General features: G+C 69.0%; 28 protein-coding genes. 12 read left to right on the plus strand and 16 right to left on the minus strand.

Features of this window, described 5'->3' with window-relative positions; translation table 11 throughout:
* The first annotated feature begins 78 nt into the window (after window positions 1-78).
* The 3 genes from MRBLWS13_RS10770 (at window position 79) to MRBLWS13_RS10780 (ending at window position 1,482) form a co-directional block, all read left to right on the plus strand.
* Complete coding sequence (locus MRBLWS13_RS10770; RefSeq protein ID WP_349425372.1) at window positions 79-648, plus strand: dihydrofolate reductase family protein; 570 nt, start codon at window positions 79-81, stop codon at window positions 646-648.
* A gap of 150 nt (window positions 649-798) precedes the next feature.
* On the plus strand, window positions 799-1,185 hold the full coding sequence (locus tag MRBLWS13_RS10775; RefSeq protein WP_349425373.1) for an SHOCT domain-containing protein: 387 nt from the start codon (window positions 799-801) through the stop codon (window positions 1,183-1,185).
* Between the two features lie 156 nt (window positions 1,186-1,341).
* Window positions 1,342-1,482 (plus strand): hypothetical protein, encoded by a 141-nt coding sequence (locus MRBLWS13_RS10780; protein ID WP_349425374.1) that lies wholly within the window; start codon window positions 1,342-1,344, stop codon window positions 1,480-1,482.
* A 53-nt stretch (window positions 1,483-1,535) separates the two neighbouring features.
* On the opposite strand, the gene MRBLWS13_RS10785 is transcribed toward MRBLWS13_RS10780, so the two are convergent.
* Window positions 1,536-2,123 (minus strand): GNAT family N-acetyltransferase, encoded by a 588-nt coding sequence (locus tag MRBLWS13_RS10785; protein WP_349425375.1) that lies wholly within the window; start codon window positions 2,121-2,123, stop codon window positions 1,536-1,538.
* Window positions 2,124-2,444: 321 nt separating this feature from the next.
* On the opposite strand from MRBLWS13_RS10785, the gene MRBLWS13_RS10790 reads away from it, so the two are divergent.
* Entirely contained in the window at window positions 2,445-4,145 is a 1,701-nt protein-coding gene (locus MRBLWS13_RS10790) for a substrate-binding domain-containing protein (RefSeq protein ID WP_349425376.1), read from the plus strand.
* Window positions 4,146-4,173: 28 nt separating this feature from the next.
* On the opposite strand, the gene MRBLWS13_RS10795 is transcribed toward MRBLWS13_RS10790, so the two are convergent.
* The 9 genes from MRBLWS13_RS10795 to MRBLWS13_RS10835 all read right to left on the minus strand — a co-directional run bounded on the left by MRBLWS13_RS10795 (window position 4,174) and on the right by MRBLWS13_RS10835 (window position 10,344).
* On the minus strand, window positions 4,174-4,401 hold the full coding sequence (locus tag MRBLWS13_RS10795; protein WP_349425377.1) for an RNA-binding S4 domain-containing protein: 228 nt from the start codon (window positions 4,399-4,401) through the stop codon (window positions 4,174-4,176).
* 46 nt (window positions 4,402-4,447) lie between these two features.
* Window positions 4,448-4,654 (minus strand): dodecin family protein, encoded by a 207-nt coding sequence (locus tag MRBLWS13_RS10800; RefSeq protein WP_349425378.1) that lies wholly within the window; start codon window positions 4,652-4,654, stop codon window positions 4,448-4,450.
* 147 nt (window positions 4,655-4,801) lie between these two features.
* Window positions 4,802-5,809, minus strand: coding sequence for a HoxN/HupN/NixA family nickel/cobalt transporter (locus tag MRBLWS13_RS10805; RefSeq protein WP_349425379.1), 1,008 nt, complete (start codon window positions 5,807-5,809; stop codon window positions 4,802-4,804).
* Complete coding sequence (locus MRBLWS13_RS10810; protein WP_349425380.1) at window positions 5,790-6,530, minus strand: urease accessory protein UreD; 741 nt, start codon at window positions 6,528-6,530, stop codon at window positions 5,790-5,792. Before MRBLWS13_RS10810 ends, MRBLWS13_RS10805 begins: the two co-directional genes overlap by 20 nt.
* A 9-nt stretch (window positions 6,531-6,539) precedes the next feature.
* Window positions 6,540-7,322, minus strand: coding sequence for an urease accessory protein UreG (ureG, locus tag MRBLWS13_RS10815; protein ID WP_349425381.1), 783 nt, complete (start codon window positions 7,320-7,322; stop codon window positions 6,540-6,542).
* Window positions 7,315-7,989 (minus strand): urease accessory UreF family protein, encoded by a 675-nt coding sequence (locus MRBLWS13_RS10820; RefSeq protein WP_349425382.1) that lies wholly within the window; start codon window positions 7,987-7,989, stop codon window positions 7,315-7,317. Before MRBLWS13_RS10820 ends, ureG begins: the two co-directional genes overlap by 8 nt.
* Window positions 7,990-7,997: 8 nt before the next feature.
* A complete protein-coding gene (locus tag MRBLWS13_RS10825) occupies window positions 7,998-9,695 on the minus strand; it encodes an urease subunit alpha (protein ID WP_349425383.1) in 1,698 nt (565 codons plus the stop codon).
* Window positions 9,682-10,032 (minus strand): urease subunit beta, encoded by a 351-nt coding sequence (gene ureB, locus MRBLWS13_RS10830; protein WP_349425384.1) that lies wholly within the window; start codon window positions 10,030-10,032, stop codon window positions 9,682-9,684. Before ureB ends, MRBLWS13_RS10825 begins: the two co-directional genes overlap by 14 nt.
* Before the next feature lie 9 nt (window positions 10,033-10,041).
* Window positions 10,042-10,344 carry an urease subunit gamma gene (locus tag MRBLWS13_RS10835; protein WP_349425385.1) on the minus strand — a complete coding sequence of 101 codons (303 nt, stop codon included), beginning with the start codon at window positions 10,342-10,344 and terminating at the stop codon, window positions 10,042-10,044.
* Window positions 10,345-10,808: 464 nt separating this feature from the next.
* On the opposite strand from MRBLWS13_RS10835, the gene urtA reads away from it, so the two are divergent.
* From urtA to MRBLWS13_RS10875, 8 genes are all read left to right on the plus strand, one after another.
* Window positions 10,809-12,116 carry an urea ABC transporter substrate-binding protein gene (gene urtA / locus MRBLWS13_RS10840; RefSeq protein WP_349425386.1) on the plus strand — a complete coding sequence of 436 codons (1,308 nt, stop codon included), beginning with the start codon at window positions 10,809-10,811 and terminating at the stop codon, window positions 12,114-12,116.
* A 93-nt stretch (window positions 12,117-12,209) separates the two neighbouring features.
* Window positions 12,210-13,094 (plus strand): urea ABC transporter permease subunit UrtB, encoded by an 885-nt coding sequence (gene urtB / locus MRBLWS13_RS10845; protein WP_349425387.1) that lies wholly within the window; start codon window positions 12,210-12,212, stop codon window positions 13,092-13,094.
* The gene (gene urtC / locus MRBLWS13_RS10850) at window positions 13,091-14,206 is read left to right on the plus strand and encodes an urea ABC transporter permease subunit UrtC (RefSeq protein ID WP_349425388.1); all 1,116 of its coding nucleotides are present in this window, start codon (window positions 13,091-13,093) and stop codon (window positions 14,204-14,206) included. Before urtB ends, urtC begins: the two co-directional genes overlap by 4 nt.
* Window positions 14,203-15,015, plus strand: a complete 813-nt coding sequence (urtD, locus tag MRBLWS13_RS10855; protein ID WP_349425389.1) for an urea ABC transporter ATP-binding protein UrtD — start codon at window positions 14,203-14,205, stop codon at window positions 15,013-15,015. The genes urtC and urtD overlap by 4 nt, the downstream gene beginning before the upstream one ends.
* 1 nt (window position 15,016) lies before the next feature.
* Window positions 15,017-15,700 (plus strand): ATP-binding cassette domain-containing protein, encoded by a 684-nt coding sequence (locus MRBLWS13_RS10860; RefSeq protein WP_349425390.1) that lies wholly within the window; start codon window positions 15,017-15,019, stop codon window positions 15,698-15,700.
* Window positions 15,701-15,774: 74 nt separating this feature from the next.
* Window positions 15,775-17,478 (plus strand): hypothetical protein, encoded by a 1,704-nt coding sequence (locus tag MRBLWS13_RS10865; protein WP_349425391.1) that lies wholly within the window; start codon window positions 15,775-15,777, stop codon window positions 17,476-17,478.
* A gap of 2 nt (window positions 17,479-17,480) precedes the next feature.
* On the plus strand, window positions 17,481-18,071 hold the full coding sequence (locus MRBLWS13_RS10870; RefSeq protein WP_349425392.1) for a TetR/AcrR family transcriptional regulator: 591 nt from the start codon (window positions 17,481-17,483) through the stop codon (window positions 18,069-18,071).
* Between the two features lie 2 nt (window positions 18,072-18,073).
* Window positions 18,074-18,661, plus strand: a complete 588-nt coding sequence (locus MRBLWS13_RS10875) for a helix-turn-helix domain-containing protein (RefSeq protein WP_349425393.1) — start codon at window positions 18,074-18,076, stop codon at window positions 18,659-18,661.
* 61 nt (window positions 18,662-18,722) lie between these two features.
* Here MRBLWS13_RS10875 and MRBLWS13_RS10880 read toward each other — a convergent pair whose 3' ends face one another.
* The 6 genes from MRBLWS13_RS10880 to MRBLWS13_RS10905 form a co-directional block, all read right to left on the minus strand.
* A complete protein-coding gene (locus tag MRBLWS13_RS10880; protein WP_349425394.1) occupies window positions 18,723-19,901 on the minus strand; it encodes a thiolase family protein in 1,179 nt (392 codons plus the stop codon).
* 54 nt (window positions 19,902-19,955) lie between these two features.
* Window positions 19,956-20,408: a hotdog fold thioesterase gene (locus MRBLWS13_RS10885; RefSeq protein WP_349425395.1), complete on the minus strand. Its 453-nt coding sequence runs from the start codon at window positions 20,406-20,408 to the stop codon at window positions 19,956-19,958.
* Between the two features lie 4 nt (window positions 20,409-20,412).
* A complete protein-coding gene (locus MRBLWS13_RS10890; RefSeq protein WP_349425396.1) occupies window positions 20,413-21,603 on the minus strand; it encodes a bifunctional 2-methylcitrate synthase/citrate synthase in 1,191 nt (396 codons plus the stop codon).
* An 84-nt stretch (window positions 21,604-21,687) separates the two neighbouring features.
* Window positions 21,688-22,596 carry a methylisocitrate lyase gene (gene prpB / locus MRBLWS13_RS10895; RefSeq protein ID WP_349425397.1) on the minus strand — a complete coding sequence of 303 codons (909 nt, stop codon included), beginning with the start codon at window positions 22,594-22,596 and terminating at the stop codon, window positions 21,688-21,690.
* Window positions 22,596-24,122 carry an MmgE/PrpD family protein gene (locus MRBLWS13_RS10900; RefSeq protein ID WP_349425398.1) on the minus strand — a complete coding sequence of 509 codons (1,527 nt, stop codon included), beginning with the start codon at window positions 24,120-24,122 and terminating at the stop codon, window positions 22,596-22,598. Before MRBLWS13_RS10900 ends, prpB begins: the two co-directional genes overlap by 1 nt.
* A 10-nt stretch (window positions 24,123-24,132) precedes the next feature.
* Window positions 24,133-24,828: a GntR family transcriptional regulator gene (locus MRBLWS13_RS10905; protein ID WP_349429038.1), complete on the minus strand. Its 696-nt coding sequence runs from the start codon at window positions 24,826-24,828 to the stop codon at window positions 24,133-24,135.
* Between the last annotated feature and the right edge of the window lie 18 nt (window positions 24,829-24,846).

A 24,846-nucleotide genomic window follows, 5' to 3' on the forward strand; every position in this document is an offset into this window, starting at 1 on the left:
CCGCGACGACCGCGACGTACTCGCCGAGCCGGCGCGAAGGGAGGACAATGCCTGCATCGACGCAGAGCGGAGTCGTGCATGGCCAACACGGTGCTGTACATGTCCATGTCGCTCGACGGGTTCATCGCAGGACCCAACGAGACCGACGAGAACGGCCTCGGCGATGGCGGCAGCAGGCTCCATGAGTGGGTGTTTCCTCCCGAGGGCGGAGCGAATGCGCAGATCGTCGACGAGTTCATGTCCACCGGCGCCGTGATCGCCGGTCGCGGCACGTTCGAGCCGGCCGAGGGATGGCACGGCGACCACCACGGCGGGGTGCCGATCTGGGTCCTCAGCCGCCGGCCGATGCCGGCATGGGCACGCGACATGTCCGCCGTGCACTACACGAACGACATCGCCGCGGCGTTCCGCGACGCACGACAGGCGGCGGGCGACAAGGACGTCCTGGTGCACGGCGCCGCCACGGCCCAGCGCGCCATCGCGGCCGCCCTCCTCGACGAGATCGAGATCCACCTCATCCCCGTGCTGCTCGCAGAAGGTCGCCGGCTCTTCGAGCACCTCGGCTCGCCGCGCCGGGAGCTCGAGCGGATCAGGGTCCTCCCCGGCGAAGACGGTGTGACCCACCTCCGCTACCGCATCAGGTACTGACGGAGGGTGCGACTGCGCACCGGTCCAGACGTCGGTGTCACCCTTCGCGGGTGATGAGCGGACGGGCGATCCGGAGGATGGTGGCATCAGCGCGAACCGCTGAACGCGGACGCCCGCGCGGTACGCCGCCCGAACGAAAGGCACGTCATCATGACCGGCAGCTTCTGGGACTTCCTGCTGTGGATCTTCTGGTTCTATATCCTCTTCGCCTGCATCTGGATCTTCATCACGATCATCATGGACCTGTTCCGTGACCACACCCTGAACGGGTGGGGCAAGGCCCTCTGGGTCATCTTCCTCGTCGCCGTCCCGTTCCTCGCCGCCTTGATCTACCTCATCGCCCGCGGCCGTGGGATGAGCCAGCGAGAGCTCGAGCGCCGCGGACAGGCCCAGAGTGAAGCCAACGCCTACATCCGCGGCGTCGCAGGCGCTCCGTCGGCTTCCACTGAGATCGAGTCCGCCAAGAAGCTCCTCGACTCGGGCGCCATCACCCAGGACGAGTACAACGCTCTGAAGGCGAAGGCCCTCGCCGCCTGAGCCTCGCCGAGCGGGTCCCGCCGGCGCTGTCCGCAGCAGCTGGTCGCCGACGGGACCCCCGCCCGGGAACATGACAGTGTGACGATCCCGGGCGAGCAGGGCATCCCGCTCGCTTCACAGCGTGCGCCGTGCCGGTCAGGTCCATAGGCTGGCCGCATGACGGTGGATGCTGCGGATCCGCGATCCTGCCCGACCTGCGGCGACGCTCTGAGGTTCGAGATCCTCGACGATGAGCGATTCCTCGTCGCATGGTCGTGCGTGAACTGCGGCCTGATCCGCACCACGGAGCCGGTCTAGCGGCGGGCGGCCGCTTCGCCTTGCTCTGCGCGCCCGGCGCGCCGGACCCGGGGTCAGTCCTGGGCAGGTGGGATCGTCTTGCGCATCACGGTCTTGCTCTTGCCGATATGGCGCTCGAAGGTGAATCCCGCCTTCTCGAACATGGCCCTCGTGCCGTTGTGGAGGAACGAAGACGACGTCTTCTTGCCGGGGACGAGCTCGTTGGGGAATGAGACGACTTCGCCGCCGCCGGCCTGCGCGATCAGCGCGAGTGCGCCGTCCAGCGCCTCCCGCGCCACTCCCGAACGCCGGTGGTCGCGGTCGACGAAGAAGCAGGTGATGCGCCACGGCGCCGGGTTGACCTCACCGGCGTCGTACTGCTTGCGGTGGTAGATGCCCGGCAGCTCGGCCGGACTGCCGTACTCGCACCACGCGATCGCATCCTCGCCGTCGAAGACCAGCGCCGCGTGAGCCACCCCCTCGTCCACGAGTCGCTGCTTGAACGTCGGACGGTCGTACTCGCTCTTGACCGTGTGCTCGGTGTCATCGTGGAAATACGAGCAATAGCACCCGCCCCAGACCCCGTTGTGCTTCTGCGCGAGCGCCAGCCAGGCCGGGAAGGTCTCGGGCGTCAGCGGCTTGATCACGTGCGATGGCGTCATGCACAGGCCTCAGCTCTCGGTCCAACGCGGCGGCGACGGCGCCGCGTCTTCGAGTGAGACGAGTGAACGACCACGGAGGATCACCCGCAGGGCGCGTGCCATGCCGTCATCCTGTCAGCATCACCGATCGATGTCACGGTCTGCCGCCCGCGCCAGGACCGGTTGTGCGGCAGACGCATCATCCCTCCCGCGGGCGTTCCGTTTCGGCGCTGCCCCCGTCGCCTATACTCCACTGAAGTATCCCCCCACGTACGATGCCGTATTCCCCGATACGACGCCGTATCCCATGCGGGCACCCACCCGCCGTCCATCGGAGTGCTTGTGGCTCGAGTGCAGCCGAACACGCCCGCCAGCGACAGCGCGCCCACACGCGCGGCCGCGCGTGCTGCGCAGCAGCGGAAGCGCTCGCTGATCCTCCTGGGCGTCATCATCGTTCTCGCCGTCGCCGTCGCGGTCGTGCTCGGCGTGTTCTTCCTGCGCGGAGCCCCCGGTGAACCCGAGCAGGACGCGTCGTCGACGTCGACGAGTGACTGTCTGCCGGCGAGTCTGCGCATCACTGCGGATCCGGCAGTCGCGGGCGCGATCGAGGCGACCGTCGCCGAACTGACCCGATCCCGCGCTGACTGCCCGGGCGTGACGATCAACGTGGAGGACAGCTCGGTCACGGCGGCGGCGCTGGCCTCGGGGTCTGCGCCGGAGTTCGACGTCTGGGTGCCCGACTCCGCGATGTGGCCCGCGCGGGCGACCGGTCAGGCGGAGCTCACCGGGGTGGACGCCGCGGAACTGGTCGTCAGCGACCCCGTGGCCAGCACGCCCGTCGTCTTCGCCGCGACCGAGGCGACGGCGGCTGCTCTCCAGACCGCCGGGGCCGGGTTCGCGAGCCTGGCGGCACCTTCGGTCGCCGCCGTGCTGCCGGATCCGTCGACGGTCGCGGCGAGCTCCGCCGCGCTGCTGGCTCTGCAGACGGCGGTCGCCGGAGACGCGCGGATGTTCACGGCGATCGCGCTCGGCCTCGACGCCGGCGTCGTTCCCACCGCCGCCGACGCGCTCGCGGCGGCCTCCACCGCGACGACGCCGACGATCGCCGTGACCACCGAGCAGGCCGTCCTGGAATACGACGAGGATGCCGAGACCCCCCTCGTGCCGATCTATCCGGCCGACGTGAAGCCCGCGGTGAGCGTGTCCCTCGTGACGCTCGCCGACGCCTCGGACGACACACTCGCGGCCGTGAAGGAGCTCTCCGCTTCCCTGGTGGGCGGGAGCGACCGGCTCGTCGAGTACGGACTGCGCGATGCGGCGGGCAGCACGCTGGACTCCACCACGGAGGACGCCGGTGCGGCATCCGAACCCGTCGACAGCGCCAACCAGGCCGAAGCGCTGCGCACCTGGCAGATGATCACGGCGCCGTCGCGGATGCTCTCTCTCAACGACGTGTCGGGTTCCATGCTCCAGCCCGCGACCGCCGACATGCGGCGCATCGACCTGTTCGAACAGGCTGCCGTCCGGGCGATCAACTCGCTGTCGACCGACTCGTCGCTGGCCACCTGGGTCTTCTCGAGCCGGCGGATCGGCGGGCAGGACTGGCAGGAGATCGTCCCGTTCGGTCCGCTGGGCGATCCGGCGCACAAACAGCGCACGATCGACACGGCGAACGGGCTCGACAGCCTGGTCGGCGGCGGGACCGGGCTCTACGACAGCGTGCTCGCGGCGGTGCAGTACATGCGTGAGACCTACGTCCCCGGTCAGGTCAACCTGGTCCTGCTCAACACCGACGGGTACAACGAGGACGACGAAGGCCTCGACCTGCCGGGGCTGCTCGCGCAGCTCGAGACGCTCCGCGACCCGGCGAAACCCGTCGCCGTCATCGCGATCGGCTACGGACCCGACACCGACCAGGCCGCCCTCGAGCAGATCGCCGCCGCCACCGACGGTGCGGCATATCAGGCGCTGCAGCCGACCGACATCGGCACGGTGCTGGTCGACGCGGTCACCCAGCGCGGCTGCCGCCCGAACTGCGGCTGAAGACGAGGTGACGTCCGCGTCGACGCCCTCAGGGGCAGACGCGCACTCGTCGTCCCTCGAAGCCGACGATGTCGCCGAGCTGCAACTGGCGTCCGCGACGGCGATCGACCTCGCCGTTCACGAGAACATAGCCGTCGATGATGGCCTCTTTGACGTTTCCGCCGGAGTCGAGGAGTCCGGCGAACTTCACGAACTGCCCGAGGCGGATGTCGTCACCGCCGATCGAGACATCTTCGATCGGCGGCAGGTTCGTCATCCCCGAATGCTAGCCGACAGGGCGCCGGCCGGTGCGGGCGATCGGCCTACTCGGGCGCGTACTTGAAGGACAGCTGGACCCGGGAACGGAACAGCAGCGTCCCGTCGTCGCCGACCACGATGTCCTGCTTCGTCACCTCGGCGACGCGCAGATCGTGCAGTGATCCCGCGGCGGTGGTGATGGCCTCTCGTGCCGCCTCCTCCCAGGACGAGGCACTGGTGCCGATGACGTCGATCACTCGGTAAACGCTCATCTTTGAACCCCTCATCGCTCGATGCCGACGAACCCATACTGATCGCGCTTGCGCCCGGATGGAAGGGCCGCACCCCTTTCGACGCGCGGCGCGGTGCGGGAGGAGGTGCGCGCATCGCGGTACGGCGCGAGGCTCCCGTGGCCGGCGTCAGTTCGTGGTCGTCCGAGGCCGTCGCATGGTCACCAGCACGACCGCCCATGTGACGAGGAGCATGCCTGTCAGCACGAACCCGAGTCCGTCGATGCCCACCGATGCCACCCAGGGAAGCGGACCTCCGACGCCGAGATTCGCAACGAGGACGTCTGACAGCTGGACGATCGCGATCAGCACCGCGGCCACCACCGATATCCCGGTCATCACGAGCGCGTACACCTCACCCAGGTGGCGCCGACCGGGCTGCCAGCTGTACGCGCGGCGCATCACCGCGCCTTGGGTGGTGTCGAAGGCGCTCATTCCGGCGGCGAACAGAACCGGCAGGGTGAGCGCTGCCCACCAGGGCACGGCTCCGAAGCTGGCGGCACCTGCGAGTGCGAGCAGCCCGATCTCCGTGGCGGTGTCGAAGCCCAGCCCGAACAGCAGTCCGACGACGTACATGCGGGACGGCCGATCCACCGCTCGCTCGAAAGGCCCGAGCATCCGCAGCACCGGACCGCCTGCGTGCCCGTGGCGGCGCCGCAGCGACGCGATGTTGATGGCGGCGATGATGAGGAGGAAGACGCCCGAGACGGTGGGGCCGATGATCCCGGTCCAGGTGCGAAGGGCGGAGGAGTCATCGGCGAGCGACGTGCCGATCGCCGTGATTCCGAGTGCCAGCAGGATGCACAGCACGACGACGACGGTCGAGTGGCCGAGCGAGAACCAGAATCCGACGGTGTTGGCCGGCTTTCCGCGTTCGGCGAGGCGGCGCGTGGTGTTGTCGATCGCAGCGATGTGGTCGGCGTCGAACGCGTGGCGCACTCCCAGGGCGTACGCAGTGAGCCCGACGCCGAGAGTGACGAGCGTGCCCCCGCCGCCACCGAGCGGGATGCCGGCGGGGATCACCAGGAGGACCAGGACTCCCCAGCCGAGCACATGCAGGATCGCGATCAGCGAAATGACGCCGATCGTGCTCCGACGGATGCGTGGCCCGGTCTGATCATCGCGGAGTGCTGTCAATGTGAGTCCTTTCCGGCTCAGGCGTGAAGGGGCGTTCCTGCGCGTGCGAGACCCAGGCATCCCACACGCGGTCCAGGGACGAGCCGTGCGTGTGGTCGGAGAGGTGACGCGCCATGGATCCGGGCCGATCGAACTCGAGGTCGCCCGCACGGGCGGGCGGGCGGAATCCGACGGCTATCACGGCATCGATCACCCGGTTGCTGCCGAGCACCCCGGGCTCGGGCGTACTCCCGGCTGCCTCCAGCCTTTCCACGAGGAGGGGTCCGCCGCTATCGGCGACCGCCAGCGCTGAGGCGAGTCGCCCGCCCCGTTCGCCGTGCCTGCCGAGCACGAGCGTCTCGCGGATCACCGCTCGCGCGTCGGAATCCAGGGTGATGCAGGTGCGGCGTTCGACGTCCGCCCCGTCCGTGACCACGAAGGGCAGACCGTGCCACAGCAGCGTCCCGCCGGCTCCGACCGCCACGTCGAGGATCCACGACGAACGCGCGCCGCGATAGGCGACCGTCCCCCCGACGTCCTCGATCTCTACCGTGCACCCCGGTCCGACGTCGATCTCCATGTGCACGTGGTCGCCGCCGAGCAGCACCATGCCGGCTGCGGCGACCGCGATCTGCGCGTGTGTGCGATCGCGCGAGATGAGGCGCGGTGCGAGCGCGCCCACGGCGAGCTCCACATGCGCCCGCGGCTCACCCGCGACGACCGCGATGCGCGTCGAGGTCACTCGTTCGTCTCAGCGCCGCGCGGCCTGCGTGCGGGAGTGGTCATGGACGTGGGTGGCGTCGGCGGCATCGTGGTCGTGGGAGTGGACGAACCCGCCCTCGGGATGCTCGTCATCGGCGTGGAAGTGCGGGGCCATCGGCCCGGGGTCCTGCGCGATGTGGGTACCCGCCCGGTGGCTCGCGAGAATCATCAGCACCCAGGCACGCAGCGCCGCGACCGAGGCTGCGTCGTGCCGCGACAGGGCCAGCACAGCGCGGCCGTCTCGTGCCCCTTCGGCATCCGTCACCATCTGCGCCACGTCGACGCCGACATACGGCGCCAGGTCGGTCTTGTTGACGACGAGGAGGTCGGCGCGACCGATGCCCGGGCCGCCCTTCCGAGCGACATCGCCTCCGCCGGCGACGTCCAGGACGAAGATCTGCGCGTCCACCAGGGCGGGCGAGAACGTCGCCGTCAGGTTGTCGCCGCCCGACTCGATGAGCACGACGTCGAGGGGCGCGAAGTCTCGCTCGAGGTCTTCGGCGGCCAGAAGGTTGGTGGTGATGTCGTCGCGGATCGCGGTGTGCGGGCACGCACCGGTCTCGACGGCCCGGATGCGCTCGGGGTCGAGCACACCGGCGGAGCGGAGGAACCGGGCGTCCTCATCGGTGTAGATGTCGTTCGTGATGACGCCGAGGCGCAGGTCGGTCGCGAGAGCGCGGCACACCGTGGCGATGAGCGACGACTTGCCGGTGCCGACGGGGCCGGCGACGCCGAGCCGGAGCGCGCGGGGAGCGAGTGGTGAGTCAGGCACGGAAGAGTCTCCTGTTCGTTACGGCGTGGGCTTCTGTCCACGCTTCGGATTCGGGGGCGCTCGCCGCAGGGATCGCCTCGGGTGAGTCGAGTGCCGCGAGCTGCAGGATGAAGGGATCGACCGCCGCGCACGCGTCGATCACGAGCCGCACGCCGTCGACCGGGTCGCCGGGTTCGAGCTTGAGGAGAGCGGCGACGCCGCCGGCCATGTCGTCGTACACGGCGACGCGCACGAGAGTCTCGGCATCGAGCCCCGCGTGAGCCGCGATCGCGCCGAGGACGATCGGGCGAGGCGGCGTCGCCGTGTCCCCTCCGGTCAGTGCGTCGATCGCGGGCGACTGCGGCCACAGGCGCTGCGCGAGTCGCAGCAGCCCACGGCCGAGGTCGATCGAGGCGGTCCGCGCTGCGCGGCTCGGGGTGCGCGCCGCCCACGCCCGTTCGACCGGCGTATAAGGCGCACCGCTGAGGCCGGCCCGCCGCGCCACGACCGCGGTTGCGGCATCCACGAGCGTCGTCGTGCGCGCCCGGGCACGCAGGAACGCCCCGACGTCCGCTCGCGCGAGCCCGCCCTGGACGGCCGGCTCGACGCCCGCCGAGAACGCGTGCCCGCCCGAAGGCAGACGTGCGTCGGCGAGCAGCATGGTGACGGTGTGCGCGGCGGAGTCCATGGAGCGTCTCAGAACATGGTGTACAGCTGGGCCAGCGGGAGGGATGCCGCGGGTGCCGGTTCGACGTCCTCGCCGTCGATCGCGATCTCGAACGTGTCGGGGCGGATGCGGATCGACGGCAGACGGTCGTTGTTCTTCATGTCGGCCTTGCCGATGTGACGCGTGGGCTCGACCGTCGCGAGTCGGCGGCGCAGCCCGAGCGTCTCGGCGAGGCCGTCCTGCAGAGCCGCGGGTGAGACGTAGGTGACCGACAGGTCTGCCCCGATCGTGTCGCCGAAGGACGGTCGCATCATCACGGGCTGAGGTGTCGGGATCGACGCGTTCGGGTCGCCGAGCGCGGCCCACGCGATCGCTCCTCCCTTGACGACGACGGCCGGGCGGACGCCGAAGAACTTCGGGTCCCACACCGTGAGGTCGGCGAGCTTGCCGACCTCGATCGATCCGACGTCGTAGGCGATGCCGTGGGCGATCGCGGGGTTGATCGTGTACTTCGCCACATAGCGCCGTGCGCGTTCGTTGTCTGCCGGCATCCCGCCGTCCAACCCACCGCGACGGTGCTTCATAACGTGCGCGACCTGCCAGGTGCGCGTGACCACTTCGCCGATGCGGCCCATCGCCTGTGCGTCGGAGGAGGTCACCGACAGCGCTCCGATGTCGTGGAGGATGTCTTCCGCAGCGATCGTGGTGGCACGGATGCGGGACTCCGCGAACGCGAGATCCTCCGGCACGGCGGGGTTGAGGTGATGGCAGACCATCAGCATGTCGAGGTGCTCGGCGACGGTGTTCACCGTGTGCGGGAGGGTCGGGTTCGTCGAACCGGGGATCACGTTCGGCAGCCCCGCGATCGAGAGGATGTCGGGCGCGTGACCGCCGCCCGCTCCCTCGACGTGGAATGCGTGGATCGACCGGCCGCCCATCGCCGCGATGGTCGACTCGACGAAGCCCGCCTCGTTCAGCGAGTCGGAGTGCAGCGCGACCTGCAGCCCCCACTCCTCGGCGGCACGCAAGGACGCGTCGATCGCGGCGGGGGACGAGCCCCAGTCCTCGTGCACCTTGTAGCCCGCGGCGCCCGCGAGCGCCTGCTCCTTCAGTGCGGCCATCGAGACGGTGTTGCCCTTGCCGAGCAGCAGGACATTGACGGGGAGGGGATCGAGCGCGCGGTGCATGGCGGACAGATGCCACGCACCGGGTGTGACGGTCGTCGCCTTCGATCCCTCGGAGGGGCCGGTGCCCCCGCCCACGATCGTGGTGATCCCGGTGGCGAGGGCCTCGTGGATCTGCGAGGGCGAGAGCAGGTGGACGTGCGAGTCGATGGCGCCGGCGGTGACGATGCGCCCCTCGCCCGAGATGACGTCGGTCGAGGGCCCGATGATCATGTCGATGCCATCGCTGATGTCGGGATTGCCGGCGTGCCCGATGCCGACGATGCGACCGTCACGGATGCCGATATCGGCGCGGATGATGCCCCACCAGTCCAGGATGACCGCGTTGGTGATGACCGTGTCCAGCGCTCCTTCCGCCCGCGTCGCCGTGGCCTGGGCCATGGATTCGCGGATGGACTTGCCGCCGCCGAAGACGGCTTCCTCCCCGCCTGCGGTGAGGTCGCGCTCGATCTGTATCCACAGATCGGTGTCGCCGAGGCGCACCTCGTCGCCCACCGTCGGACCGTAGATCGCGGCGTACCGCGACCGATCAAGCCAGACCATCGAGGAGCTCCTCTCCGTCGGTCTTGACCCGGATGCCGGGAACCCGACGCGCTCCGCGCAGCGCGACGGCGTCGAGCTCTCGTGACGCGCCCGGCTCGAAGCGCTGCGAGGTTCCGGACGCGATGTCGAGGCGGAATCCGTGTGCGAGCGCGCGGTCGAACTCCAGGGCCGCATTCACATCGGGCAGGTGGATGTGCGAACCGATCTGGATCGGCCGGTCTCCGGTGTTCACGAACACGAGCCGGATGCGCTCCGCCTCGCTCCGATCGGCATTGAGCTCGATGCGTCCCGGTCGGATCCGGTAGGCGCCAGGGCCTTGGGAGGTAGCGGATGCCACGGCGACTCCTCAGTCGATCGGATGGTGGACGGTGACGAGCTTGCGACCGTCGGGGAAGGTCGCCTCGACCTGCACGTCGGCGATCATCTCGGGAACGCCCGGCATCACCTGGTCACGCGTGAGGACGGCGCGGCCCTCCTGCATCAGCTCGGCGACGCCACGGCCTTCTCTGGCCCGTTCGATCACCCAGCAGGACAGCAGCGCGACCGTCTCGGGGTGGTTGAGAAGGATGCCGCGCTCGAGCCGATCGCGCGCGACCATCGCGGCGACCGACAGCAGGAGCTTCTCGGTCTCGGCGGGAGTGAAGTGCATTCGGGCCTCCGGCTGGTGATGTCAGAAGTGTGCCACAACGCCCGTATTCGCCGACGGCTGCCGAGAGCCCTCACTTCGGCATTAATTCGAGGTTTCCCGGAATTACGCGCTTCTGCGGCCGAGCAACGGCGCACGATTAACAGAACCGGAACAATCGAGAAATGTCAGAGTAATGTCACGCGCCCATGCTGGCAGGACCGCAGCAGTCGGCGACCACCTTCCGCCGATCTGAACCGGCACGCGAAGCCCGGCACCAGCAGGCATCGAGACGCACCGCACCACCGGCCCACCCCTGCACCACACCGCTGACCCACCGATCAGCCCGCGCCGCCACACCCTCGACGCGCCTCCCTTTCGGCGTTCCCGAGGACAGTGCCGGTGCGACGGCGTCATGCGGCGTGCCCGCAGGGCGGACCGGCCCACCCGAGAACGCACCACCTGCATCACACAGAAACGGAGTTCCCATGACAACGAACAGGACACGGCGGGCGCGAAGCCTGCTGGCTGTTCCCGCCCTCGCGGCGACGGTCGCCCTCGTTCTCGCCGGCTGCGGTTCCCGCGCCGGCGATGCCCCGGCGGCGGCCGAATCGGATGCCGCGGCACCGGCGAGCTGCATCGACACGTCGGGCGACACGATCAAGCTGGGCTTCCTCAATTCGCTCACCGGCGGCATGGCGATCTCGGAGCAGACCGTCTCCAACGTCCTGCACATGGCCGCGGATGAGATCAACGCCGACGGCGGCATCCTCGGCAAGCAGATCGAGTACATCCAGGAAGACGGTGCCACCGACTGGCCGACCTTCGCGGAGAAGACCGAGAAGCTGCTCACCCAGGACTGCGTCGCCGCGATCTTCGGCGGCTGGACCTCGTCCTCCCGCAAGGCCGTCAAGCCGGTCGTCGAGGAGAACAACGGACTGTTCTTCTACCCGGTGCAGTACGAAGGCCTCGAGTCGTCGCCGAACATCTACTACACCGGCGCGACCACCAACCAGCAGATCATCCCCGCGATGGACTACCTCGCCGCGCAGGGTGTGGAGACGCTGTTCCTGGCAGGCTCCGACTACGTGTTCCCGCGCACCGCGAACGCGATCATCAAGCTCTACGCCGAAGAACTCGGCATCGAGATCGTCGGCGAGGAGTACGTTCCCCTCGACAAGGACGACTGGACCACTCAGGTGTCCAAGATCGTCGCGGCGGACCCGGACTTCGTCTTCAACACGATCAACGGCTCGTCGAACGTCGGCTTCATCAAGGCCTACTACGACGCCGGTCTCACCCCCGAGACGACCCCGATCATCTCGGTGTCGATCGCCGAGGAGGAGGCGCCGGCCATGGGACACGAAGTCACCGGCAACTACGCGTCCTGGAACTACTTCCAGTCGATGGACACTCCCAACAACCCGGCTTTCATCGAGCGATGGAAGGCCTACCCCGGCAGCAGCGGGGTGACCTCCGACCCCATGGAGGCGGCGTACATCTCGATGTACCTCTACAAGGCGCTGGTCGAAGCGGCCGGCTCCTTCGAGGTCGACGACGTGAATGCGGCAGCCGCGGCAGGCGGGATCACCGTCGACGCGCCGGAGGGTGTCGTCACGCTGGACGGCGAGAACCACCACATCTCAAAGCCGGGCAACATCGGCAGGATCAACGCCGAGAACCAGTTCGACATCGTCTGGTCCTCCGACGGCTTCATCGAGCCGGACCCGTACCTCGAGGGCTACGACTGGTTCCCCGCTGACGTCCGCGATGCTCTGGTAGCCGCCGCGGGCTGATCCTCACCGGATGCGGGGTCCCGTGTCCCCCGGACGCGGGACCCCGCACCATCACCACCGAAGAACTCCCGACCGCACAGAGAGCGAAAGCACGTGGATGCACTCTTACCGCCCCTGCTGAACGGCACCGCGCTGGGTGCGCTGCTGCTGCTGGCCGCGCTCGGGCTCACCCTCACCTTCGGTCAGATGGGGGTGATCAACATGGCGCACGGCGAGTTCATCATGGCCGGCGCGTTCATCGCCTACATGACCCAGCTGGTCGTCACCTCGAGCAACATCTCGATCCTGCTGGCCCTGCCGCTCGCCTTCGTCGGCGCGGGCCTGCTCGGCCTTCTTCTCGAGATCGGCATCATCCAATGGATGTACCGACGGCCGCTGGACACCCTCCTGGTCACGGTCGGGGTGGCTTTGATCCTGCAGCAGCTCGCGTTGCAGATCTTCCCGGCACAGGGCGTGCCCGTGGAGGCGCCCGGGTGGCTCGACGGGCAGGTCGACGTCTTCGGCTACGCGTGGCCCCTTCGCCAGGTGTTCACGATCGTGCTGGCCGCCCTGTGCCTGGTCGCACTGGCGGCGTGGCTCAAGTACTCGTCCTTCGGACGCCGGATCAGAGCGACGGTCCAGAACCGCGACCTCGCCGAGACCAGCGGCATCCGCACCCGCAACATCGACCGCATCACGTTCTTCGTGGGTTCGGGCCTGGCCGGTGTCGCCGGAGTCGCGGCATCCCTGATCGGCGGCACGAACTCTCAGATGGGCACGCAGTACATCATTCCCGCCTTCCTCGTGGTGGTCGCCGGCGGCGTCGGCCAGATCAAGGGCACCGTGATCGCCGCGTGGGCCTTCGGCATCGCGCTGTCGTTCTTCGCCGACTGGACGACCGGAAGCATGGCCCAAGTGCTGGCCTTCGTGCTCCTCGTCGTGTTCCTGCAGTTCCGTCCACAGGGCCTGTTCACGGTCCGCACCCGGGGGTTGACATGACGAGAATCAGACCGTGGCTTCCGCTCATCGGCATCGCGGTGTTCGCCGTGCTGCTCCTGGTCGTCGCGCCGGCAGTGCTGTCGATGCACTGGCTCAACAACCTCGGCAAGTACTGCTGCTGGGCGATCGCCGCGGTGGGGATCGGGCTGGCCTGGGGTCGTGGAGGAATGCTGGTCCTCGGCCAGGGGGTCTTCTTCGGGCTCGGTGCGTACGCCATGGCGATGCACCTCACACTCGAGAGCACGGCACCCGGCAGCCTTCCCATCTTCATGATCCTGTACGACCCGTCGGCGTCCCTTCCCGCCTTCTGGGAGCCGTTCCGCAGTGACGCGTTCACGCTGGCGGCCATCGTGCTGCTGCCGGTGATCGTGGCCGGGGTGCTCGGCTACGCCCTGTTCAAGCGCAGAATCAAAGGCGCGTACTTCGCGATCCTCTCCCAGGCGCTCGCCGTGGCGCTCGCGGTCCTGATCAGTTCGACGATCCGCGAGACCGGCGGCGACACCGGGCTCAGCGACTTCAAGTACTTCTTCGGGTTCGTCCTGAACGACGACGCGAACAAGGTGATGGTCTTCATGATCGCCGCCTCGCTGCTCATCCTGTGCCTGCTCGCGGTGTGGCAGCTCAATCGCAGCCGCTTCGGCGAGCTGCTGATCGCCACGCGCGATGCCGAAGAGCGCGTGCGGTTCCTCGGCTACGACCCCGCCAACATCAAGCTGGTCGCCTACGTGGTCGCCGCGGTGATGGCCAGCATCGCGGGAGCACTGTTCGTCCCCATCGTGGGCATCATCACCCCGGCCGAGATCGGCGCCTCCGCCTCGATCCTGATGATCGCCGGCGTGGCGCTGGGAGGCCGCGCCTCGCTCTTCGGCCCGGCTCTCGGGGCGATGGCGATCGGATGGGGCCAGTCGAGTCTCGGTTCCAACTGGCCCGACGGGTGGATCTACATCCTCGGCCTGGTCTTCATCCTGGTGACGCTCTTCCTCCCGATGGGGCTGTCCTCGCTGTTCGGGAAGGCGAAGGGTCTGGTGTGGCGCCCGCGCGAAACACCCCCCGCTGCGCTCGCCGATCCCGCTGCCGTGCTCGAGCCCGTCGGTGAAGAGGTGACGAAGTGACCGCCGCCGAGGGTTCGCTCGTCGTCACCGACCTGCGGGTCGAGTTCGACGGATTCGTCGCCGTCGGCGGCGTCTCCTTCGACGCCCACCCGGGCGAGGTCCGCTTCCTCATCGGTCCGAACGGTGCCGGCAAGACCACGTGCATCGACGCCATCACCGGCCTCTCCAAGGGCACGGGATCCGTCACGCTCGCGGGCCAGGAGCTCCTGGGCAGGTCGACCCAGAAGATCGTGCGGCTCGGCGTGGGCCGCACCTTCCAGACTGCGAGCGTGTTCGAGCAGCTCTCCGTGCTGCAGAACCTCGACATCGCGGCGGGGCTGCACCGCTCTTCGCTCTCGCTGCTGCGAGCCCGCCGCGGCGTCGACCCGGCGATCGAGTCGGCGCTGGAGGAGACCGGCCTCAGCGATGAGCGCGAGACTCCCGCCGGCATCCTGTCCCACGGCCAGAAGCAGTGGCTCGAGATCGGCATGATGCTCGTTCAGGAGCCCCGCGCGCTGCTGCTGGACGAGCCCGTCGCCGGAATGAGCCAGGACGAGCGGACCGCCACGGGAGAGCTGCTGCAGCGAATCGCCCAGCGCCGCATCGTCCTCGTCGTCGAACACGACATGGACTTCATGCGCCGCTATGCGTCGCGCGTCACGGTGCTGCATCAGGGAAAGGTCCTCTCGGAGGGGGCCGTCGCCCAGGTGCAGGCCGACCCCAGGGTGCAGGAGGTCTACCTCGGCACCGCCGGGGCCGCGACCACCGCCGCCATGTTCGTGGTGCCCGACGGGACGACGGATGCCGCAATGCAGGAAGAGGGAGCCTGACGTGCTCGAGCTGAACGAAATCCAGGCAGGGTACGGCCCGACGCTCGTGCTGCACGGTGTGACGCTGCCCGCCGCCAAGGTGGTCGCCGTGCTCGGCCACAACGGCGCCGGCAAGTCGACTCTGCTGCGCGTGGCGATCGGACTCATCAAGCCGCGCAGCGGTCGGGTGATCTTCGACGGAGACGACGTCACGTCACTGCCGCCCAACAAGCGCGTCGCACGGGGCATGGCGTATGTGCCGCAGGGTCAGCAGTCGTTCCCACAGCTCACCACGATGGAGAACCTGCAGCTCATCGCCGACGGTCGCAAGCGCGGCAAGGCGCTCATCGAGCAGCAGCTGTCACGATTCCCCGCCCTGGAGAAGTTCGCGAGCCGCAAGGCCGGGCTGCTCTCCGGCGGTCAGCGCCAGCAGCTCTCGATCGCTCGGGCGCTCATCACCGAGCCGAAGATGCTCATCCTCGACGAGCCGACGGAGGGGATCCAGCCCACGATCGTCGCCGAGATCGAGCACACGGTGATGCAGCTTGCGAGCGAGGGACTATCCGTCCTGCTCGTCGAGCAGCACATCGGCTTCGCACTGGAGGCGGCGGACAAGTACCTCGTGCTCGCGAGCGGCTTCGTCTCGAGCGTGGGCGACGGCGGAGCGTCCGCGGCCGAAGGCGTGCGGGCGGCAATGGCGATCTAGCGCTGTCTCTTCGCAATGCGGCTGTAACACGCGGGGCGCAGAATGAGCCTGACGCGAGCCGCAGGGGGTCCGACGTGGGCAGGGCAGACAACGCGCGGGCAGCCGCCGAGGACAGCCTCGAAGACTACGCCTTCCGCTACGTCCCCCGTTCGTTCCGGCGCTGGAGCGCGGGTTCCATCGGGGTCACCGCCCTCGGCTCGATCGCCTTCCTCGCCGACTTCTCCATCGGGGCCAGCGGCGGGATCGAGCACGGCACCAACAACGCCGTCCTCGGCATCCTGTTCGCATCGATCACGATCTTCATCGTCGGTCTGCCCATCGCCTACTATGCCGCTCGCTACAACCTCGATCTGGACCTGATCGCGCGCGGATCGGGGTTCGGCTACTACGGCTCGTCGATCACGACCGTCATCTTCGCGGTGTTCACGTGCATCTTCTTCGCCCTCGAGGGGGCGATCATGGCACAGGGACTCCACATCGCGATCGGCATCCCGCTCCCGATCGGCTACCTCGTCTCCACGGTGGTGGTGATCCCGATCGTGATCTACGGAATGCGCGCACTCGAGCGACTGCAGTTCTGGACCACGCCGCTGTGGCTCGCGCTCGCCCTGCTGCCGCTGCTCTGGGTGATCGTGACCGATCCCGATGCGGTGAGCGCGTTCGTCGCGTTCCCGGGCGAGTCCGATGGGAGTGTCAGCTTCCAGGCGATCGTCGCCACTGCCGCGCTCTGCTTCGCTCTGACGCCGCAGCTCGCCGAGCAGATCGACGTCATCCGGGCGATGCCCCCGCGCACGCGCCTGAATCGGCGGATGTGGTGGGCTTCGCTGCTGTTCGCGGGACCCGGCTGGGTGCTCTTCAGCGGCATCAAGCAGGTCATCGGCGTGTTCCTCGCGGTCTACCTCATCACCCGTGTCGATCCGGAGCTCGGCCAGAAGGCCGCCGAGCCGGTCCGCCAGTTCATCGCGCTCTACGAATCGATCATGCCGGAGTGGCTGGCGATCGGGCTGGCGCTCGTTCTCGTCGTCGTCGCGCAGGTGAAGATCAACGTCACGAACGCGTACTCCGGGTCGCTGGCATGGTCCAACGTGTACACCCGCCTCACCAAGACGTACCCCGGCAGATCCGTCTTCATCTTCTTCAACCTCGCCATCGCGCTCGCGCTGATGTGGATGGACGTCTTCAGCCTCATCAGCTTCGTGCTCAGCCTCTACGCCAATGTCGTGATGGCATGGCTGGTCACGATCGCCGCCGACATCGCGATCAACAAGCACGTCCTCCGCATCTCCCCGTTGTTCCCCGAGTTCCGCCGCGGGATGCTGCGCGATTGGAACCCGGTCGGCCTCGTGTCGGTGAGTCTGGCGTCGCTGCTGTCGCTCGCGGCATTCGCTGGTGTGTTCGGGGAGGATCTGCGGCCCCTCTCGGTGCTGATCGCGATCGGCGTGGCGGTGATCACGACCCCGCTCATGGCGCTGCTGACGCGCGGCAGGTACTACCTGCGACGCCAGACCGATGGCATCGCGTCACCGATCCTCGATATCGACGGCAACCCGTCCGGTGAGCGGCTGCGCTGCCACGTCACCGGCTATACGTTCGAGCGGCCGGATATGCTGGCATCGGCGGAGCGCGGGACATTCGGCGAGACCCAGTACGTGTCGTCGCTCGCACTCACGCTGGACGACTCGGATCGCTATCTCCTGCCCGCCGAGCCGGCGTCATCGCAGGACAGCTCGCCTGGGCGGACCGCCGAGCAGGCCAGACGGCAGAAGGAACGAGGCTGACGATGGCGGAGGGCGTCGACACTCCGACAGCGATCCTCGCCAACGCCGCCGCGGCTCTGCGCGAGCACCCGTTCGACGACATCTCGTACCGCACGCTCGGCGACGCGGTCGGCGTGTCGGAGCGGACGGTCTACCGTCACTTCCCGACGAGATCGCACCTGCTGGAGGGTGTCGCGGGGTGGATCGAGTCCACCGAGTTCCCGCTTCCGCCTTTCGTCACGATCGCTCAGTTCCGGGCCGCCTCGCGCGGCAGGTTCCACGCTTTCGATTCGTCACCGGCGTTCGCTTTCGTGTGTGCGCGGGCGGCGACGATCTCGCCGACCGGCGAGGCGGAGCCGACCTTCCTCACCAGAGCCCTGGTGGCGATGCTCGCCACGAATCACCCTTCTCTGAACGAGCGGGATCTGCAGCGCGTCGCAGCGGCACTGCGCTATTTCGCGTCGCCCCAGTTCTGGGCCCGTATGCGCACGGGCTTCGATATGAGTGCGCCGGAGATCGCGGATGTCTTCGACCGCACGTGCGCCGAGGTCCTGGGCGACCTGCTGATTCCGAGAGAGACCGAAGTAGGCGCGGCGCGACGGGGAGGCGGATGACCGTGCCGGCGACCTCCGACATCGATGCGCAGGCAGCGCACGAGGTGAGTCGCACCCAAGAGGCGATCCTCGCCGCCTACGCCGAGCTGATCGAGGAGCTCGGCACCGACGACGTGTCATTCCGGCTGATCGCCCGCCGAGCCGGCGTCGGCGAGCGAACCGTCTTCCGCAACTACGCGACACGGGTCGATCTGCTGCTCGCGACGGCGGCATGGATCGAGAGCAGGATCTTTCCCCGGCAGGACTCCGCGAGCATCTTCGACATGCCCCTCGCGATCCGGGCGGCGATGGAGTCGTACGATCACCGCCCGGAACTGGCCCATGTGGTGGCTGAGACGACGATGCGAGGGATCAGCGGCGCGGCACCCACCCCCACGCGGGCGAGGCTCGAGCAGATGGTCGATGCCGAGATCCCCTCTCTCGAGGACGCCGAACGCATCGCGATCGTCGCGGGCCTGGCGCACCTCGACTCGGCTGCGACCTGGGTCACCTTCCGCCGGGAGTTCGGAATGAGCCGTCGCGACATCGCCGATGCCGCCGCATGGGCGGCGGAGGCGGTGCTGGATCCGGTTCGATCACGCGTCGGCTGACAGCGGATCCCCGGAGGGCAGCTGGCGCCCGCGTCGATCGCGCAGCCCGACCGCTCCCCCGCTACAGGCGCTCGATCACCGTGGCGTTGGCCATGCCGCCGCCCTCGCACATCGTCTGCAGGCCGTAGCGGCCACCGGTCGCCTCGAGGTACGACACGAGGGTGCCGAGCAGGCGGGTGCCCGATGCCCCGACCGCGTGGCCGAGGGCGATCGCGCCGCCCCACGGGTTGAGCTTCGCAGGGTCGGCATCGACCTCGCGCAGCCACGCGAGCGGCACCGACGCGAACGCCTCGTTCACCTCGTACGCGTCGAGGTCGTCGATCCCGAGGCCGCTGCGCTCGAGGATGCGCTTCGTCGCCGGAATCGGTCCGGTCAGCATCATCATGGGGTCGTCGCCGACCACCGCGAACGAGTGGAAGCGCGCGCGCGGCGTCAGGCCGAGCTCGGCCGCCTTCTCCTCGCTCATGATGAGCGCCGCGGATGCCGCATCCGTGAGCGGCGACGAATTGCCCGCCGTGATGCGCCAGTCGAGGTCGGGGAACCGCGCAGCGAGCGCATCGGTGCGGAAGGCGGACTTCAGCCCCGCCAGCAACTCCGCGGTCGTGCCCGCGCGCACGGTCTCGTCGAACGCCACCGCGTCGGCGGCGCCGCCGAGCACCGGGATCACCTGCGAATCGAACGCACCTCGGGTCCAGGCATCCGCTGCCCGCCGATGCGATTCTGCCGAGAACGCGTCGAGCTCTTCCCGGCCGAAGCCCCACCGCTGGGCGATGAGCTCCGCCGACACGCCCTGGTTCACGAGGCCTTCGGGATAGCGGTGCGCGACGCCCTGCGAGACGGTCCCGCCGTGGGCCGACGAGCCCAGCGGCACGCGGCTCATCGACTCGACGCCCGCGGCGATCACGATGTCGTACGCGCCGGCGATCACGCCCTGCGCCGCGAAATGCGCGGCCTGCTGGCTCGACCCGCACTGGCGGTCGATCGTCACAGCCGGCACCGTCTCGTCGAAGCCGGCGGCGAGCACGGCCTGCCGCGCGATGTTGAGGGACTGGTCGCCGATCTGGCTGACGCATCCCATCAGCACGTCGTCGACCTGCCGCGACTCCAGCCCGCTGCGCTCGAGCAGCGCCGTGAGCACCCCGGCGACGAGGTCGACCGGATGCACTGCGCTCAGCGCGCCCCCGGGCTTGCCGCGCCCCGACGGGGTGCGGACGACGTCGACGATGACGGCCTGTGGCATGGAGACCTCCTGTTCAAGAGCCTAAGACGGCCCCGGATGCCGCGGGTCGCGGCATCATCGACGCGTCTCGGGCGTCGCGTAGGTGCTGCGCTGCTCGATGACGGCGAGCGTGCACCGCGAGATGCACACGAGCTTGCCGGCGTCGTCGACGATGCGGATCTCCCACACGTGCACGCGGCGACCGATGTTCACCGGCGTCACGGTCGCCGTCACCCAGCCCGACGAGATCGGGCGGATGTGGTTGGCGTTGACCTCCTGCCCGACGACGTGGAACCGCTCGCGATCCACCGCGAGGTAGCCCGCCCACGACGCCAGCGTCTCGGCGAGCGCGACCGATGCCCCGCCGTGCAGCACGCCCGCCGGCTGGACGGTGCGATGGTCCACCGGCATCCGTCCGACCAGTGCGTCGTCGCGGATCTCGACGATCTCGATGCCGAGGGTCTCGATGAGCGTCCCTGCTGCCATCGCCCCGAGATCGACGGCGTCGGCGCCGTGCCAGAGGCTCATCGGCTCACCCCGCCGCTTCCTCTTCGCGCTGGGCGGCGGCGAGGGTCGCGGCATCCGGCACATAGCCCTCGATGTGGCGCTCGTCGGGGCCGTTGTACTCCGACAGCGGGCGGATGAGCGCGTTCGAGGCGAGCTGCTCCATGATGTGCGCGGTCCAGCCGGTGACGCGCGCCGCGACGAAGAGCGGGGTGAAGGTGAGCGTGTCGAAGCCCATGAGGCTGTAAGCCGGACCCGACGGGTAGTCGAGGTTCGGGTAGATCCCCTTGCGTGCGACGAACTCCGACTCGAGCGTGTCGTAGAGCGCAGCGACGTCGGGCCGGTCGTAGTGCTCGACGAGTGAGTCGAGCGCGGCCTTCATCGTCGGCACGCGCGAGTCCCCGCGCTTGTAGACGCGATGGCCGAAGCCCATGATCTTGCGCTTCTCGGCGAGCGCCTCGTCGAGCCACGGTCCGACGTTCTCCGCGGTGCCGATCTCGTCGAAGATGTGCAGCACGGCTTCGTTGGCCCCGCCGTGCAGCGGTCCCTTAAGGGCGCCGATGGCCCCGACGACTGCCGAATATAGGTCGCTGAGCGTCGAGGCGATGACGCGGCCGGTGAACGTCGAGGCGTTGAACGAGTGCTCGGCGTACAGGATCATCGAGCGATTGAAGGCATCGACGACGACCGGGTCGGACTCCTCGCCGAACGTCATCCAGAGGAAGTTGGCGGCGTAGTCGAGGTCGTCGCGCGGTGCGACCGGCTGCTGGCCGCGCCGGCGGCGCTGGCCGTAGGCGATGATCGCGGGGAGCACGGCGAACAGGCGGACGCTGCGCGCCAGGTTCTCCTCGGCGCTGCCGCTCACGTCGAGCACCGAGCCGGTGCCAGCGAGGTCGCGGGCGCCGATGAGGCTCACGGCCGTGCGCACCTCGTCCATCGGGTGCGCGTCGATCGGCACGAGGTCGATCGCGGCACGCACATCAGCCGGGAGGTGACGGTACGCTCGCTCGGTCGCGCGCAGCTGCGCCAGCTGCACGTCGGTCGGCAGGTCGCCGTGCCACAGCAGGTAGGCGACGGCCTCGAACGACTGCGTGGCCGCGAGCTCCTGCACCGGGTAGCCGCGGTACAGCAGCGAGTTCGTGTCGGGGTTGACCTTCGAGACCGCCGTGTAGTCGACGACGACGCCCGCGAGCCCCTTCTTGATGTCGGGTTCGGTCATGCTCTGCTCCTTTGCTCAGCCATCGTTCGTTGAGCGAGTCCGCGCGAGTCGAAACGCGTTTCGTCTCGTCGCTGCGCTCCTCGCTCAACGACCAGAGGTGTCGATCTGGAAGTTGAAGACGTCCTGGTCGAAGTGGTTGTACTGCTCGTAGTCGATGAGGTCGTAGAGATCGGCCCGGTGCTGCATCTCACCCAGCTTCGCGGTGAGGTGTCCGTCTTCGATGAGCGTATCGAGTGCACGGGATGCCGCGCCCATCGCGATGCGCAGGAGCGAGACCGGCCAGATGACGATGTTCACCCCGACGTCCCGCAGCTGGTCGACCGAGAACAGGTCGGACTTCCCGAACTCCGTCATGTTGGCGAGGATCGGCACGTCGACGGCGGCCCGGATCGCGGCGAACTCGTCGAGGGATCTCATGGCCTCGGGGAAGATCGCGTCGGCTCCGGCATCCACCAGCGCCTTCGCGCGGTCGATGGCGGCATCCATCCCCTCCACCGCGCGGATGTCGGTGCGCGCCATGATCAGGAAGTTCGGGTCGCGCCGGGCATCGGCGGCCGCCCGGATGCGCTTGATCGCGGTGCCCTCGTCGACGACGGCCTTGCCGTCGAGGTGACCGCAGCGCTTCGGGTTGATCTGGTCCTCGATGTGCGTGCCGGCGATGCCGGCGTCCTCGAGGGTCTGGATCGTGCGTGCCACGTTCATCGGCTCGCCGAACCCGGTGTCGGCGTCGATGATGGCCGGCAGGTCGGTCATCCGCGCGATCTGCTGGCCGCGGGCGGCCACCTCGGTGAGCGTCGTCAGGCCGATGTCGGGCAGACCGAGGTCCGCGCTGAGCACCGCCCCCGAGATGTACACGCCCTCGAACCCCTTGCGCTCGATGAGCCGGGCGCTGAGCGGGTTGAACGCGCCCGGGAAGCGCAGCAGCTCGCCGCTCGCAAGCCGCTCGCGGAACAGCCTGCGCTTCTCGTGCGCCGGCACGGTGGAGTACAGCATCAGAACAGGCCCTTCGGCGCCGGTGCACCCGCGAGGACGCCGAAGTCGGCGACGATGGTGAGCTGCTGCACCTCGGCGGCGGTCAGCCCGGGCAGGCGCTGGGCGAGGTCGAGGAAGCGCTCGATCTCGTCGGCCGCGAGCACCGGCTCGGCCAGCAGCCGGAACTTGCGCACGTAGTCCTCGCGGGCGAACGGCCGGGCGCCGAGCGGGTGGGCGTCGGCGACCGCGATCTCGTCCTCGATCGTCTCGCCGTTCGTCAGGCGGATCTCGACGCGGCCGCCGAACGCCTTCTCGTTCGGGTCCTCGGAGTGGTAACGGCGCGTCCACTCGGGGTCCTCGGCCGTGGTGATCTTGTGCCAGAGGTCGACGGTGTCGGCGCGGCCCGCACGCTCGGGCGTGTACGAGTTGACGTGGTGCCAGCCGCCGTCCTGCAGCGCGACCGCGAAGATGTACGGGATCGAGTGATCGAGCGTCTCGCGCGACGCCGTAGGGTCGTACTTCTGCGGGTCATTCGCGCCCGAGCCGATCACGTAGTGCGTGTGGTGCGAGGTGTGCAGCACGATCGCCTCGACGTTCGCCGGGTCCAGCAGCTCCTCGTGCTCGCCGTGGAGCTTGCGGGCGAGGTCGATCCAGGCCTGCGCCTGGTACTCGGCCGAGTGCTCCTTCGTGTAGGAGTCGAGGATGCCCCGCTTGGGCTCGCCCGCACCGGGGAGCGGGACCTCGTAGGTGGCATCGGGGCCGTCGAGCAGCCATGCGATGACGCCGTCCTCGCCCTCGTAGATGGGGCTTGGCGACGTCTCGCCGCGCATCGCCCGATCCACGGCCTCGATCGCCATCTTGCCGGCGAACGCGGGTGCGTGCGCCTTCCACGTCGAGATCTCGCCCTTGCGCGACTGCCGCGTCGCGGTGGTGGTGTGCAGGGCCTGGCCGACCGCCTGGTAGATGGTCTCGACGTCGAGGCCGAGGAGCGTCCCGATGCCGGCCGCGGCCGACGGGCCGAGGTGGGCGACGTGGTCGATCTTGTGCTTGTGCAGGCTGATCGCGCGCACCAGGTCGATCTGGATCTCGTAGCCGGTCGCGAGTCCGCGCACGAGCGCGGCGCCGTCGGCACCCACGTGCTGCGCCACGGCCACGATCGGCGGGATGTTGTCGCCCGGGTGCGAGTACTCCGCTGCGAGGAACGTGTCGTGGTAGTCCAGCTCGCGCACGGCGACGCCGTTCGCCCACGCCGCCCATTCGGGGCTGGTCCTGCGGTCGAGCGCGCACCCGAACACGGTGGCTCCGCTGCCGCCGACCGACACGGCGTGGTCGAGGGCCTGCTGGCGGGCGGCGCTCACCGGTGCACGGGTGAGGGATGCCGCGGCCACTGCGGCGTTATCGATGACGCGGTTGATGATCATGTCGACCACGTCCTCGTCGACTGCCACCGGGTCGGCGGCGACTTCGGCGATGTGCCAGGCGAGCTGCCCTTCGCGGACGAGGTTCTCGTCGCTGCGGTGGACACGGAGGTGGTGGATGACGGTCATGACCGGCCTTTCAGATCGAACGAGGAGTCGAGGAGTTCGTGAGCGCTGCGGCGCGGAGCGACTCGAGGATGCTGTGGAGGGCGTTGTGCAGGTGCACGTGCGTCGCGTGGGCCCCGAGATCCGCGTTGCGCGCCGCGATCGCGGCGGCGATCAGGCGGTGCTCGGCGACGGACGCCGCGAGCCGCCCGGGGTTGTCGCGTGCCAGGCGCCGCACGCGGACGAGGTGCGTGCGCACCGTGCGCAGTGCTGCGGTGAGGTAGTCGTTGGCGACAGCGGCGTCCAGCGCGAGGTCGAAGCGCTCGATGAGCGCGTAATAGGCATCGGTGCCGTCCGCGCGCGGCGAGGCGGTGCCCGGTGCCTCGTCGCCCGCAAGGTCGACCTGTGCGAAGTCGCGCGCGAGATCGGCGAATGCGGCGGCGTCGCCGCGCTCGGCGGCGAGGCGCGCCGCGGATTCCTCGAGGGCTCGCCGCACCTCGAAGATCTCGCGGATGTCGCCGGCGTCGATCGCGGTCACGACGGTCACCCGCGGGGACTGCTGTGCGACGAGCCCGTCTGCCGCGAGGCGGCCGAGCGCTTCGCGCAGCGGGGTGCGGCTGACGCCGAGGCGGGCCGCCTGCTCCACCTCACCGAGGACGGCGCCGGGGCGCAGGATGCCGGACTGGATCTCGTCGAGGAGAGTCGCGTATGCGCGGTCACTGGCGCGCATACGCATCACTTCCTCGTT

The organism is Microbacterium sp. LWS13-1.2 (assembly GCF_040144835.1).
Taxonomy (GTDB): Bacteria; Actinomycetota; Actinomycetes; order Actinomycetales; family Microbacteriaceae; genus Microbacterium.